This is a genomic window from Woeseia sp. D3-10, assembly GCF_055809415.1.
In genome coordinates, this window is record NZ_JBVVTW010000007.1 from 975258 (window position 1) to 988893 (window position 13636).

Consider the following 13636-nt stretch of genomic DNA (forward strand, 5'->3'; position numbering starts at 1 on the left):
GCCGATTTGGCTTCGATATGGCCAAACGGCAAACCTTCCTGATCGACCCTGAAGGAAACATCGCCAGGCACTACGGCCGATGTCGATCCAGACTCGCATTCCCGGGGAAGTGCTCGCCGACCTCGACGAATTACAGGCACATTAGCCAGCGCGCCGGACTGACACTGCCTTTGGTCGAGGGCGGTGTCAGTGCGAGCCCCGCGGATTCCAGCGTCCAGCCCTGCGACGGCGAGCGGAAGCATCCGATCGTCCATCAGGTCACGCGCCAGTTTGATCGACGGTGTAAAATCCCAACGGTCGCGCGGCTCAGGATTCAGCCTATATCGCCTTCGGAAAGGTCGTTAACAGGCGCTTGATCCACACAGCGCCGGGCTCTTCGTTCCAGTGCTCGAACCGCTACCGCCGGGATACACGATCTCGTAAGGACTCATCGTCGCATCGCCGACGAAAATCAGTTTGTAGTCCGCGCGGCAGCTTGCGAGTGACATCGCCGATCGACATACGTTCATCGTGACGACGACGATTGTCTTTCCACAACCCTTCGTAAATGAAATTGTGGAAATAGAAATATTCGAGATGTTTGAATTCGGACCGCGCTGCCGAAAACATTTCTTCGCAGACCCTGACGTGGTCATCCGAGTAGATCCACCGAACATCGAGACACAACAGGACTTTCACGGCGTTGTGCCGTTCGGGAGCCATACGAATATCCAGCACAACCGGCGTTACTGAGCCGTCTTGTCTATCGTATCGTTCGAGGTCAAGCCGATCCGCCGCACGCGTCGCGAACTTCCGCAGCTTGCGAAGCTGCCACCTTGATATTCGCGCGTCCCCAGTTCGACCGAACCATGAAGATTCCGGTACTCGCGGCGGGCGCATCACGTTCAGTCGCCTTGCGATGTCGGGAGCCGTCCTGACCGATCCGCACGCCCCTCCGGGGTCCGTAACCGTAGGCACGAAACGGCGAGGTACCGGCAGGGCCCTATCCACTTGCTGCCACCTTCATGCCGTTCGTCCTGTTCTTCAAGCCGCTGCTTGAGCGCTTCCATCAGCTCATCCGAAAACCGGCTATCGCTTCTATCCGCGCCCGCTCCTCAGCGGATAACATGAGCTCGGGCCTGTTTCAGTAACCAGTCGTCCGGGAGCTCTGTGCCGTAAGTCCTGCAGCGCGTCTTCAATTCCCTTGAAACGCGCGGCAAATATCCGATCAAAGCGATCAAACAACGACTCGTCTTTAACCAACGTCGCCCGCGCCAGGCAGTAAAAGTTATCGACATGCATAAACTTGCGCCCAACCCTTCCTCCTGGCGGTCAGCAAGGTCAATAGCTCCGTCAACGACGGCTTCAGGCCACCGTCGCGAAGCATGTAGAAAAACCGGATTAACATGAGTGCCGACTACTTTGAACGGGAGCGTCGATCCAGAAAGACAAGCTGTTCGAACAAATGCACGTCCTGCTCGTTCTTCAGCAAAGCACCATACAGGGGGGGAATTGCTCGTCCCGCATCATTGTTCCTGAGCACTTCCGGCGATATATCTTCTGCCAGCAACAGTTTGATCCAGTCAAGCAGTTCAGACGTCGACGGCTTTTTCTTCAGACCCGGCACGTCGCGCAATTTGTAGAATGCTTCCAGCGCTTCCTTAAGGAGTTCTTTTTTCAATCCCGGAAAATGCACATCGACAATTTTCGCCATTGTGCTCTTGTCCGGAAACTGGATGTAGTGGAAGAAGCAACGACGCAGGAAAGCGTCGGGCAATTCTTTCTCGTTATTACTGGTGATCATGATGATCGGTCGATGTTCCGCCTTGACCAGTTTCTGCGTTTCGTAGACATAGAATTCCATACGATCGAGTTCCTGTAACAGGTCGTTCGGAAATTCAATATCAGCTTTGTCAATTTCATCGATCAGCAATACCGGCTGCTTCGCGGAATCGAAGGCCTCCCAGATTTTGCCGCGCACGATGTAATTCGCAATATCGTGCACGCGGTTGTCGCCGAGCTGTGAGTCACGCAGGCGAGCTACCGCGTCATATTCGTACAGTCCCTGTTGCGCTTTGGTCGTCGATTTGATGTGCCACTCATACAGAGGTCGATCCAGGGCAGCCGCGACTTCGATAGCCAGCTGGGTCTTGCCGGTGCCGGGCTCACCCTTGATCAGCATCGGGCGCTCAAGCGTGACAGCGGCATTGACCGCCATCATCAGATCATCTGTAGCAATATAGGAATCCGTTCCGGTAAATTTTTTCTGACTCATCGATCATCCAATGGAAAAGGCCTGATCGCGAACAGTACCACCGGCGAGCGACTGGCGTACAGGCCACCACCCAGGGCTATTGAGGTACCAGGCGAAGCAAATGTTCGTAGCCCCGGGCAGAAAAGACGACGCCTTGCCTTCCACCCAATCGGCGTGCCCACGCCGGTAATACGGCGACAATGGGTGACCGCTTTGCCCGCCTGGCAGGTGCAAGTACCCGTCAGCCTCGGCACCAGGAGCTACTGCAAACCGCTCTGATGCACCAAAGGCCGGCCCCTGAACCCGCGGCATGTCGCGCCCGCCAGGCAGTGGATCGCGCGGCATATCCAGCCAACGAGCAGCCCACGGCAAAGCGCGCTTAGCGGGTGTCTGATGGCCGCCGTATTGCGCTCTCCCCAGGTGCGATTTGCCAGCCCTCCAGGCAGGACTTCCAATTTGTCGATGACACTGTCCAGCGTGGTTAGCAGCAGGTCATCCCAGCTCTCGAAGTTGGCTGTCAACATGTGTGGCGGTTGCTCACTCACCAGCGCCCACAGTGGCGCTTCAAATTGCCGGCTGGGCCGGAGCGGAACCTCGTGCGGATAGCGCGCCCGCACAGGCGTCATCAACATCTCGAACACCTGGCCATGCACTTCATCGCGAAAGGCCCGAACCAGCCGGTAGCCAACCGACTCTGCAGACGCACGCGGGATCCAGTCGGCAACCAGTTGGCGGTACTGAGCACGCAATGGCTTGCCGCTTACCGCACTATCGTCGAGCAAGGTCAACAGAAGGTCGCGCCAGTGTTGAAGAAACAGCGCTCGATCATCCAGATGTATAGCCAGCATGTCCGACGCAGTGAACCGGTCAATCGAATGCAATCCGTCGCGAATCTGTCGCGTACGGGCACCCAATGCGTAGCCGCCGTCACCGAGTTTGGCCAGCGCTTCGCCGTCCACAACCCGCGAGTTGGCGGTCCACAAGCGACCGTCAGCCGGATTGACCACACGCGGGTATTCATCGGCCGGTAGCCAGTTGACGATGCCGGAAAACGTTCTGCCCTCCACTGGCAGGCGCCCATCGCGACCGTCTCGTATCGGCACCTGCCCTGCGATTGTCCAGCCGATATTGCCCTCGGCGTCGCCGGTCATGAAGTTTTGCGGGGGAATGCCCACACGATTGGCGATAGACAGTGCTTCGTCCACGCTGCCGGCAGTTTCGAGCTGCAGCTGCTCTATATTCACCGCCTGTGGCGCGTGTGCGATCCAGCTGACAGCAATTTCTCCGTCGGGCAAAACAAGATCGTCACGTACCGGTCCCCAGATGGTTTCGCGAACGATGATTTCTTCGCTGTGCCCGCCCAGAACGTTGATGCGCTCACGGTAAACCTGGAAAGGAAGCTCGCCTTCCGGCGCCAAATACACCTTCGCGGTTCTACCCGGCCGAACAATAACCCGCATCCGACCAATCGCCATTGCTGTTGGTGAAACCCCAGGCGACTTTGCCATTGCTGCCTGCGACCATGACCGGAGTGCCCGGCAACGTCACACCGGTAACGTCAATAGCCTCCGGCCCGTCCATCAGGAAACGGGCCCGATAGAAAATGCTTGGCGCGCGCAATCCCAGGTGCATGTCATTGGCAACTATCGCCCGACCGTCATGCGTCAGCGAACCTGCCACCGCCCAGTTATTGCTGCCCAGGCAACATCTCCGGAATCGGCGAACGGGAAGCGCTGAGGAGAGTCCGGTATTCGCGCAGATCGAACTGCTCCGGACCGGGAACAGGCGCCTCGTTCCTGGCGGTTCCGACCAATGGCGCATCCCAACGGCTGCCCGTTGGGTATAGCCAGGCGAAAACCTCGGCCGGTACGGCGCGGGCAACCAGCGACATCTCCACATCACGGTCTGCGCGCGAGTCGTTCAGATCGAGGAACATCGCATAGAGGACCAGCAGACAATCTTCGGCTTGCCAGGGTTGCGGCTTGCTGCGCAAGACGATGTATTCAAAAGGCCTGACCGACATCGCCGCTAACGCCGAGTTGACCCCTCCTGCATACGCGTCAAGCAACGCGCGCTGATCGTCATTAATGGTGGCCAGCACTTGCTGCGCACGTGCGCGAAACCGATGCAAACGCATGCGCTTGTCCCTGGGAAGCGCAACGCCCCCCACGAGCTCGGCCAATTCACCTGCCGCACTGCGGCGGGACAAATCCATCTGAAAGAAGCGGTCCTGCCCGTGCACGTAACCCGTGGCAAACGCGAGGTCACGACGGTTACTGGTACGGAGGGTTGGAATACCGGCCGCATCGCGCTCGATACTCGCCGCTTGACTGATGACCGGAACTGCAAGCTCACCATCGAGATCGGGGAGGCTGCCGCGCAGCATCTGCCAGCCTGCGAACAGGCCGATGATTCCCAGTCCGGCAACGGCACCAGCCAGACGCAACAGCCAGCGCGTTGCCGGCCGCACGTTTAACCGATGGTCGTCATGACGACGACGTAACCCGAATGATCTTCATTGAATTGGTGCTGCCCGTAACGCCACTGAGGTCGCCTTTGGTGAACAAAACGAGATCATTTTCAACGACCAACTCGTTTGACAACAAGGTTGCGAATATATCGCGGTACAGTTCGAGTATTTCCGTATGTTCTATATTGAACTCAACCGGATAAACCCCGCGGTACATGGTTACGCGGCGACGCGTTGCGATATGCGGCGTAAAGGCATAGATAGGGATATCTGAACGGATACGAGACATCCACAACGTAGTCGAGCCGGATTCCGTCAAGGCAATGATGGCCTTAACGGCCATGTGATTCGCCGTGTACATGACGGCCATTGCGATAGCTTCGTCTACAGCCTGGAACTGGTCATCAAGGCGGTGGGTTGTTCGCCCCCGTGCCAGAGTGTGTTTCTCTGCGCCGATGCAAACGCTGGCCATGGCCTTGATTGCCTCGACTGGGTAGTCGCCTACCGCCGTCTCCGCCGAAAGCATTACTGCGTCGCTGCCATCCATAACCGCGTTGGCCACATCGGACACTTCCGCACGGGTAGGAATCGGGCTGTTAATCATCGATTCCATCATCTGCGTCGCGGTGATTACGACCTTGTTCATGTGCCGCGTGCGCCGGATGATTCGTTTCTGCATCCCGGGCAATTCGGCATAACCCATTTCAACGCCGAGATCACCACGCGCGACCATGATGACATCGGCCGCGTCGATGATTGAATCGATACGTTCAACCGCTTCTGCGCGTTCGATTTTGGCAACGATCATGCCGTGACCGCCGGCATCCCTGAAAAGTCTGCGCGCTTCGCGAACGTCGGCCGCACTGCGCACGAACGACACTGCCAGAAAGTCCATCTCCAGATCGGCTGCCGTCTTGATGTTCGCACGATCTTCACTGGTGAGTGCCGCCGCGGACAAACCGCCACCTTGCCGGTTTATTCCTTTGTGATCGGACAATTCACCGCCGAATTCGACAATCGTATGAATCCGCGTACCTTCCACCCGGACGACCTTGAGCGTAATCTGGCCGTCATTCAGCAGCAGCGTATCGCCTTCGGATATGTCCACGTGCAAGTCGTCATAAGCGACGCTGACACCGTGCTCATCGCCATCATCGCCGCCCAGTGTTGAATCGAGAAAGAATTCGGCCCCAGGATTGAGCATCACTGCGCCATCGCGGAAGCGCCGAATACGAATTTTCGGCCCTTGCAAGTCGCCCATAACGCCAACTTCACGGCCACAGGCTCGCGCCGCTTCGCGTAGTGCTTCGGTTCGACGCCGGTGTTCGGCTTCCACTCCGTGCGAAAAGTTAATACGCACAACATCGACACCCGCTTTGATCATTGCAATCAAAACGGCTGGGTCATCGGTAGCCGGCCCGAGGGTCGCTACAATCTTGGTTCGTTTAATCATGGCGGCGATTATCGCATATGAGCAATGACTTCGTACTGCTTCATCTACATATTTTTGGCGCGGTAGAATTTGCGGGTGACACAACAGCAGCAATCGACTTGCACCGAACTTGTGCGCCACCACTAAGACACGTGACGACAGACGGTAAGCGGGAGGGTGTTACAACTTGTTCAGACGAGAATCAACAATGTGGTTTGCCGTACCACCAATTGCCAGATGCAGGTACGCAAGCGCGACCTGCGATCAGTAACCTCTTCGGCCAACCGGTCGCGCGTCACATTTCGGAATTACGAGTTTCAGCTGCCGCAGATACCAGGCCGATCAGTCGCTACTGCTTAGCTCTGCGCCCGCTTCTCAAGTATCTCCACGGCCGGCAAGACCTTGCCCTCGACAAATTCCAAAAAGGCGCCGCCGCCCGTCGATATGTATGAAATGCTGTCCGCGACACCGTATTTATCGATAGCCGCCAGCGTGTCGCCGCCGCCCGCAACAGAGAACGCACCGCTGGCAGCACACGCTTCGGCGATTGCTCGCGTGCCGTCGCCAAACTGGTCGAACTCAAACACGCCAACGGGGCCGTTCCAGATGATCGTGCCGGCATTTGCCAGCAAGTCCGCGAACTGCTGAGCGGTGCGCGGCCCGATATCCAGTATCAGATCGTCGTCGTCGACATCCGCCAGTTCCTTGACTGTAGCCGTTGCTGTGCTGGCGAACTCTTTCGCCACAACGACGTCTACCGGCAATGGCACAGTGGCTCGACCATCACCCGACGCGATCAGCGACTTTGCGGTGTCCAGCATGTCGGCTTCATGCAGCGATTTGCCGACAGGGTGACCTTCTGCCGCAATAAACGTATTCGCAATGCCACCACCAACGATCAACTGATCAACGATACCCGCAAGTGCATCCAGCACCGTCAACTTGGTGGATACTTTGGAACCACCAACAATGGCAACGAACGGACGCGCCGGGTTATCCAGCGCCTTACCCAATGCCGCCAGCTCCGCTGCCAGCAATGGACCTGCACAGGCCACAGGCGCGAATTTCGCTACACCGTAAGTGCTCGCCTGCGCACGGTGTGCCGTACCGAACGCGTCCATGACGAAAACATCGCATAGATCGGCCAGTCGCCGCGATAACTCATCGCTGCAACTTTTTTCACCATCGATGAAACGAATGTTCTCAAGTAACACAACCGAACCGGGAGCGACGTTCACGCCCGAACTCCAGTCATCGATCAACGGCACATCGTCACCGAGCGCAGCGCCAAGCCAGTCTGCGACCGGCGCAAGCGAGAACTGCGGATCGGGCTTGCCTTCTTCAGGACGTCCGAGGTGAGACACCAGGATGACCGCTGCACCTGCCTGCAACGCCGCCTGAACCGTCGGCAGCGCCGCTTCCAGCCTTGCGGCACTCGTTACTTTGCCATCGGTGATGGGGACATTCAGGTCTTCCCGAATCAGTACGCGTTTACCCGCAAGATCCAGCTCGGTCATTTTCAACATTGGTAGGTGCCCGGTATGGCAGTACGCCCACCGCGAGCGGTGGGCGTAGCCAGAGACTTAAGACTTATTTGGCGTTTGCGAGAGCCAGAGTGGTGTCGAGCATGCGGTTCGAGAAACCCCATTCGTTGTCGTACCAGGCCAGTACCTTGACGAAATTGCCGCCCATCACTCTGGTTTGACCTGCGTCGTAGGTCGACGAGGCCGGGTCATGATTAAAGTCGATCGACACCAGCGGTTCGTCCGTGTAAGCCAGCACGCCTTTCAGCTCGCCTTCGCTCGCTTCTTTCATGATGGCGTGAATTTCTTCGGCTGTTGTATCGCGATTGGCAACGAAGGTGAGATCCACGGCTGAAACGTTGATCGTAGGAACGCGCATGGAGAAGCCATCCAGTCGCCCGTCGAGCTCCGGTAGGACCATGCCAACAGCTACGGCAGCACCGGTCTTGGTCGGGATCTGCGACATCGTTGCTGAACGCGCACGACGCAAATCTGAATGGTAAACATCGGTCAAGACCTGATCATTCGTGTACGCGTGAATGGTGGTCATCAGGCCATGCTTAATACCAATTTTTTCGTGCAGCGGCTTGACCAGCGGTGCAAGGCAGTTGGTCGTGCACGACGCATTGGAAATAACCGTGTGAGACGCCTTCAAGGTATTGTGGTTCACGCCGTATACGATGGTCGCATCAACTTCGGTTCCGGCCGGCGCTGAAACGATGACTTTTTTCGCGCCACCTTTCAAATGTGCCGAAGCCTTTTCCTTTGATGCGAAAAAGCCTGTGGACTCCAGCACAATATCCACACCAAGTTCACCCCACGGCAATTTAGCCGGATCGCGTTCGGCCAGAACCCGAATCCGGTCGCCATTGACGATCATGTAGTCGCCATCGACTTCAACGGTGCCGGGAAAGCGTCCGTGGGCTGTATCGCGGCGCGTCAGGTGCGCATTGGTTTTTGCATCACCAAGATCGTTTACGGCAACAATCTCGATGTCCTTACGCAATTCGCCCTCGTACAGCGCACGCAGGATGTTGCGGCCGATACGGCCATAGCCGTTGATTCCGATCTTGATGGTCATTTAAATCTCCCTGTGTATATCAATTGCCCTGCCCGCCATGCGGGCCGGGAAGCATCAGTTTCAGTCCAGCAATTCCCGGGCAACCGAGACGACGTTGTCGACGCTGAATCCGTAATGTTCAAACAATTTTTCTGCCGGTGCCGACTGGCCGAACGTATCCATGCCGACGACCTTGCCTGCTGTACCGACGAATCGCCACCAACCCTCGGTAACGCCAGCTTCGATCGCCATGCGTGCCGTTACAGCGGCCGGCAATACGCTTTCACGGTAGTCCGCCGATTGCTGGTCAAACATTTCCACACACGGCATCGACACAACACGCACATTCACGCCGCTGTCGCGCAGGACAATGGCAGACTCAGCGGCAAGCGCCACTTCCGAACCGGTCGCGATCATTATGAGATCCGGCGTGCCGTCCGAATCGCTAAGAACGTATCCACCACGGGCGATATTGGCGCGTTGCTCAACACTGCGCGGCTGGTGCGGCAAACCCTGCCGCGTCAGCACCAGACTCGCAGGTCCGCCGCTTCGTTCTATCGAACCCTGCCACGCTACCGCGGTTTCAACCGTGTCACATGGCCGCCACACGTGCATATTCGGCATGAGCCGCAAACTGGCCACGTGCTCAACCGGTTGGTGCGTCGGACCGTCTTCGCCCAGACCGATCGAGTCGTGGGTGTAGACAAATATATTCCGCAAGTCCATCAACGCCGCCATGCGCAGTGCGTTGCGTGCGTAGTCAGAAAATGTCAGGAAAGTACCGGAATAGGGAATGATGCCGCCGTGCGATGCCATACCGTTACAAATGGCGGACATACCAAATTCACGCACGCCGAAGTTTACATAGTTGCCAGACGCGTCGTCACCAGTCACCACCGTGGAGCCATCGTGTTTGGTCAGGTTGGAGCCTGTCAGGTCGGCGGAGCCGCCGATCAGCTCCGGCAAGGCCGGGGCAAAGGCGTTAAGCGCCAGCAGTGATGCCTGACGCGTTGCCATTTTGGCGCCTGCCTCATCGATCTCCGCAATCTTGCTGGCAGCGAAATCGCTCCACGTATCAGGTAGCTTGCCGTGTTGACGGCGCAAAAACTCGGCTGCCAGCTCCGGAAATTCACTTTCGTAGCGTGCAAACAGCTCATTCCAGGCTTGCTCGCTCGCCATGCCTTTGTCCCGCCCATCCCACGCGTTTGCTATTTCTTCGGGAATTTCGAACGGAGCGGATTTCCAGCCCAATGCTTCGCGGGTCGCCGCAATCTCATCGGCACCGAGCGGCGCGCCGTGCGTGCTCGCTGTTCCCTGTTTGTTCGGTGAACCAAAACCTATGACGGTTTTACAGCAGATGATTGTGGGGCGATCGGTATCAGCCACAGCTTCGGCAATCGCGGCGTTGAGCGCATCGCTGTCATGGCCGTCGACGTTGTCGATGACCTGCCAGCCGTAGGCACGAAAACGAGCAGCAGTATCGTCCGAGAACCACCCGGCCACTTCGCCATCAATTGAAATGCCGTTGTCGTCATACAGGCAAACGAGTTTGCCGAGCTTCAGCGTTCCGGCCAGCGAGCAAACCTCGTGGGAAATGCCTTCCATCAGGCAACCATCGCCGGTAAATACCCAGGTCCTGTGATCAACGATCTCAAAACCCGGTCGATTGAACTGCGCAGCCAGCATTTTTTCCGCCAGCGCCATGCCGACGGCATTGCCGATGCCCTGCCCCAGCGGCCCGGTCGTGGTTTCGATGCCGAGCTCTGCCTCACGCTCGGGATGGCCGGCGGTTCGGTAGCCAAACTGCCGGAAATTGCGAATCTCGTCGATGCTTAACGGGTAGCCCGTCAGATGCAGCAGACTGTACAGCAGCATCGACCCGTGTCCGTTTGACAAAACAAAACGGTCGCGATCGATCCATTCGGGGTTCGCCGGATTATGTCGAAGAAAGTCGTTCCACAGAACCTCCGCGATATCCGCCATGCCCATCGGGGCTCCGGGGTGGCCGGAATTGGCCGCTTGCACGGCATCCATACTAAGGGCTCGAATTGCATTTGCGAGGTCGCGTCGCGCTGGCAGCGCAACGTTCCTGGAGGTAGTTTCTAGTGGCATTGGACTCTGGGCTTGGCCGACGATCCGGCGTTATAGTTGATTTTGCGACTGGCGCAGCAAAACAGGCTGGCGCATTTTCCCTGTTTAACTCTAAAGCCGCAAGTGAGCATCGTCCGCGTTGCTCATCCCAACAATGGTTACAGGGAGTTACAAATCGTTCGTGGTACCTGCGGGACCGGCTGGGGTACAATGCCGCCCGGTTTTTTCAAGACAATGTGAGCGCAATGACCCAATCTTTCCTGTTTACCTCAGAATCGGTGTCCGAAGGACATCCTGACAAGATTTCCGACCAGATTTCCGACGCGGTACTCGACGCCATACTGGAGCAGGACACGATGGCACGCGTGGCTTGTGAAACGCTGGTCAAGACCGGCATGGTCATGGTTGCCGGCGAAGTTACCACCACTGCCTGGGTAGATATTGAAGAGCTGGTGCGCAAAACAGTCATCGATATCGGTTACACCGACTCGGACATGGGTTTCGATGGTGCCTCGTGTGCAGTGATCAATGCGCTCGGCAAACAGTCACCGGACATCGCTCAGGGCGTTGATCGGGGCGATCCTGAATCTCAGGGCGCCGGTGACCAGGGCCTTATGTTCGGTTACGCGACTAACGAGACCGACGTATTGATGCCTGCCCCCGTAACCTTCGCGCATCGACTGGTGCGCCGGCAGGCCGAAGTTCGCAAGAACGGCACGTTGTCCTGGTTGCGTCCGGACGCGAAAAGTCAGGTGACGTTCCGCTACGAGAACAACAAACCCGTATCCATCGATGCCGTTGTTCTGTCATCGCAGCACCATGCCGATATCAGCATGAAAGATTTGCGCGACGGAATCATGGAAGAAATCATCAAGCCTGTTATTCCTGCCGAGTGGCTGAGCAATGACACGAAGTACCACATCAACCCAACCGGTCGCTTTGAGATCGGCGGACCAATGGGTGACTGCGGCCTTACCGGCCGTAAGATTATTGTCGACACTTACGGCGGCTCAGCCCGGCACGGTGGCGGCGCCTTCTCCGGCAAAGACCCCTCGAAAGTCGACCGTTCAGCTGCTTACGCCTGCCGTTACGTGGCGAAGAATATCGTCGCTGCGGGTCTCGCCGAGCGCTGCGAAATTCAGGTGTCCTACGCCATCGGTGTCGCTGAACCCACGTCGATCAGTGTGCACACATTCGGCACCAGCACAGTCAGTGAAGACAAACTGACGGCGTTGGTGCGCGAGCATTTTGACCTCCGCCCTTACGGCATCCTGAAAATGCTCGACCTGATTAAACCCATCTACCAGCCGACAGCTGCTTACGGTCACTTTGGCCGGGAAGATCTGGATCTTAGCTGGGAACGTACGGACCGGGCCGACGCACTGCGAAGCGCCGCAGCCTGAACGAGATCGAACTTACCCTTTTGCACGAAATTGCACGAATCAACTAGGAGAGTTTCATGAGCAGCGAAGCTGTTGCCATCCAGAATCAGGACTACAAAGTCGCTGACATCTCGGGCGCTGCCTGGGGCCGCAAGGAAATTGCCATTGCGGAAACTGAAATGCCGGGCCTGATGGCATTGCGCGACGAGTTTGGCGCGCAACAACCATTAAAAGGTGCACGTATTGCGGGTTGTCTGCACATGACAATCCAGACGGCCGTTCTGATCGAAACACTGACAGCGCTCGGCGCTGAAGTTCGCTGGTCGTCCTGCAATATCTTTTCAACACAGGACCACGCAGCCGCAGCGATTGCGGCCAGCGGCGTACCCGTGTTCGCCTGGAAGGGTGAAACGGAAGACGAGTACTGGTGGTGTGTCGAACAGACCATCAACGGCCCGGACGGCTGGCAGCCGAACATGCTGCTGGACGATGGCGGTGACCTGACCCAGCTCATGCACGACAAGTATCCGGAAATAATGAAGGGTGTGCGTGGCCTGTCAGAAGAAACCACGACCGGCGTCAAGCGCCTTTATGACATGCAGAAAGACGGCAGCCTCGCGTGCCCGTCGTTCAACGTCAATGACTCTGTGACGAAGTCCAAGTTCGATAACCTCTACGGCTGTCGCGAGTCACTGGTCGATGGCATCAAGCGCGCAACCGACGTGATGATCGCCGGCAAAGTCGCACTCGTATGCGGCTATGGAGACGTCGGCAAAGGTTCAGCACAGTCGCTGCGTGGATTGGGTGCGACAGTCTGGATTACGGAAATCGATCCGATCTGTGCCTTGCAGGCCGCCATGGAAGGTTACCGGGTCGTCAAGCTTGACGACGTCGTTGATCAGGTCGACATCGTCGTCACCGCTACCGGCAATTACCACATCCTCACCGGCCCGCAGATGGAGCGCATGAAAGACCAGGCGATCATCTGCAACATCGGCCATTTCGACAACGAGATCGATGTTGCCTACCTGAAGAAATTCGACTGGGAAAACATCAAGCCACAGGTTGATCACATCATCTTCCCGAACGGCAAGCGCATTATCCTGCTCGCCGAAGGCCGACTTGTGAACCTTGGTTGCGGCACCGGTCACCCGAGTTTCGTCATGTCGAATTCCTTCACCAATCAGGTACTCGCGCAGATCGAATTGTGGGCCAACGCCGACAATTACAAGAACGAAGTTTACGTTCTGCCGAAGCACCTGGACGAAAAGGTTGCGCGATTGCATCTCGCCCGCATTGGCGCAAATCTGACCGAATTGACAGACGAGCAAGCCGATTACATTGGCGTTAGTCAGGACGGACCGTTCAAGCCGGAGCACTACCGCTACTAAGCGTGTTAGACAGCAGGCCAGTTCCAGACGGGAACTGGCCTGCTTTTCCAGTGC

The 13636-nt window shown here is 57.2% G+C and carries 9 protein-coding genes and 2 pseudogenes; 2 read left to right on the forward strand and 9 right to left on the reverse strand.

The features are described from left to right. Nucleotides 1-200: 200 nt before the first annotated feature. From AC0L8N_RS05160 to tkt, 9 genes and pseudogenes are all read right to left on the reverse strand, one after another. Nucleotides 201-1387 (reverse strand): annotated as a pseudogene (locus tag AC0L8N_RS05160) (vWA domain-containing protein); the annotation flags it as partial. A gap of 9 nt (nt 1388-1396) precedes the next feature. After that, the gene (locus tag AC0L8N_RS05165) at nt 1397-2254 is read right to left on the reverse strand and encodes an AAA family ATPase (protein ID WP_473666499.1); all 858 of its coding nucleotides are present in this window, start codon (nt 2252-2254) and stop codon (nt 1397-1399) included. A 3-nt stretch (nt 2255-2257) separates the two neighbouring features. Next, a pseudogene (locus AC0L8N_RS05170) lies at nt 2258-3741 on the reverse strand (penicillin acylase family protein). Continuing rightward, nucleotides 3668-4018, reverse strand: coding sequence for a penicillin acylase family protein (locus AC0L8N_RS05175; protein ID WP_473670043.1), 351 nt, complete (start codon nt 4016-4018; stop codon nt 3668-3670). The pseudogene AC0L8N_RS05170 and the gene AC0L8N_RS05175 overlap by 74 nt, the downstream one beginning before the upstream one ends. Further along, complete coding sequence (locus AC0L8N_RS05180) at nt 3921-4703, reverse strand: penicillin acylase family protein (RefSeq protein ID WP_473666500.1); 783 nt, start codon at nt 4701-4703, stop codon at nt 3921-3923. Before AC0L8N_RS05180 ends, AC0L8N_RS05175 begins: the two co-directional genes overlap by 98 nt. A 16-nt stretch (nt 4704-4719) precedes the next feature. Then, entirely contained in the window at nt 4720-6153 is a 1434-nt protein-coding gene (gene pyk, locus AC0L8N_RS05185) for a pyruvate kinase (protein ID WP_473670045.1), read from the reverse strand. A gap of 338 nt (nt 6154-6491) precedes the next feature. Beyond that, entirely contained in the window at nt 6492-7661 is a 1170-nt protein-coding gene (locus AC0L8N_RS05190) for a phosphoglycerate kinase (protein WP_473666501.1), read from the reverse strand. 64 nt (nt 7662-7725) lie between these two features. Then, nucleotides 7726-8739: a type I glyceraldehyde-3-phosphate dehydrogenase gene (gene gap / locus AC0L8N_RS05195; protein ID WP_473666502.1), complete on the reverse strand. Its 1014-nt coding sequence runs from the start codon at nt 8737-8739 to the stop codon at nt 7726-7728. A 60-nt stretch (nt 8740-8799) separates the two neighbouring features. Then, nucleotides 8800-10797: a transketolase gene (gene tkt, locus AC0L8N_RS05200; protein WP_473670047.1), complete on the reverse strand. Its 1998-nt coding sequence runs from the start codon at nt 10795-10797 to the stop codon at nt 8800-8802. Between the two features lie 257 nt (nt 10798-11054). On the opposite strand from tkt, the gene metK reads away from it, so the two are divergent. After that, nucleotides 11055-12212, forward strand: a complete 1158-nt coding sequence (metK, locus tag AC0L8N_RS05205) for a methionine adenosyltransferase (RefSeq protein WP_473666503.1) — start codon at nt 11055-11057, stop codon at nt 12210-12212. 56 nt (nt 12213-12268) lie between these two features. Beyond that, a complete protein-coding gene (ahcY, locus tag AC0L8N_RS05210; RefSeq protein ID WP_473666504.1) occupies nt 12269-13582 on the forward strand; it encodes an adenosylhomocysteinase in 1314 nt (437 codons plus the stop codon). The last annotated feature ends 54 nt before the right edge of the window (nt 13583-13636 follow it).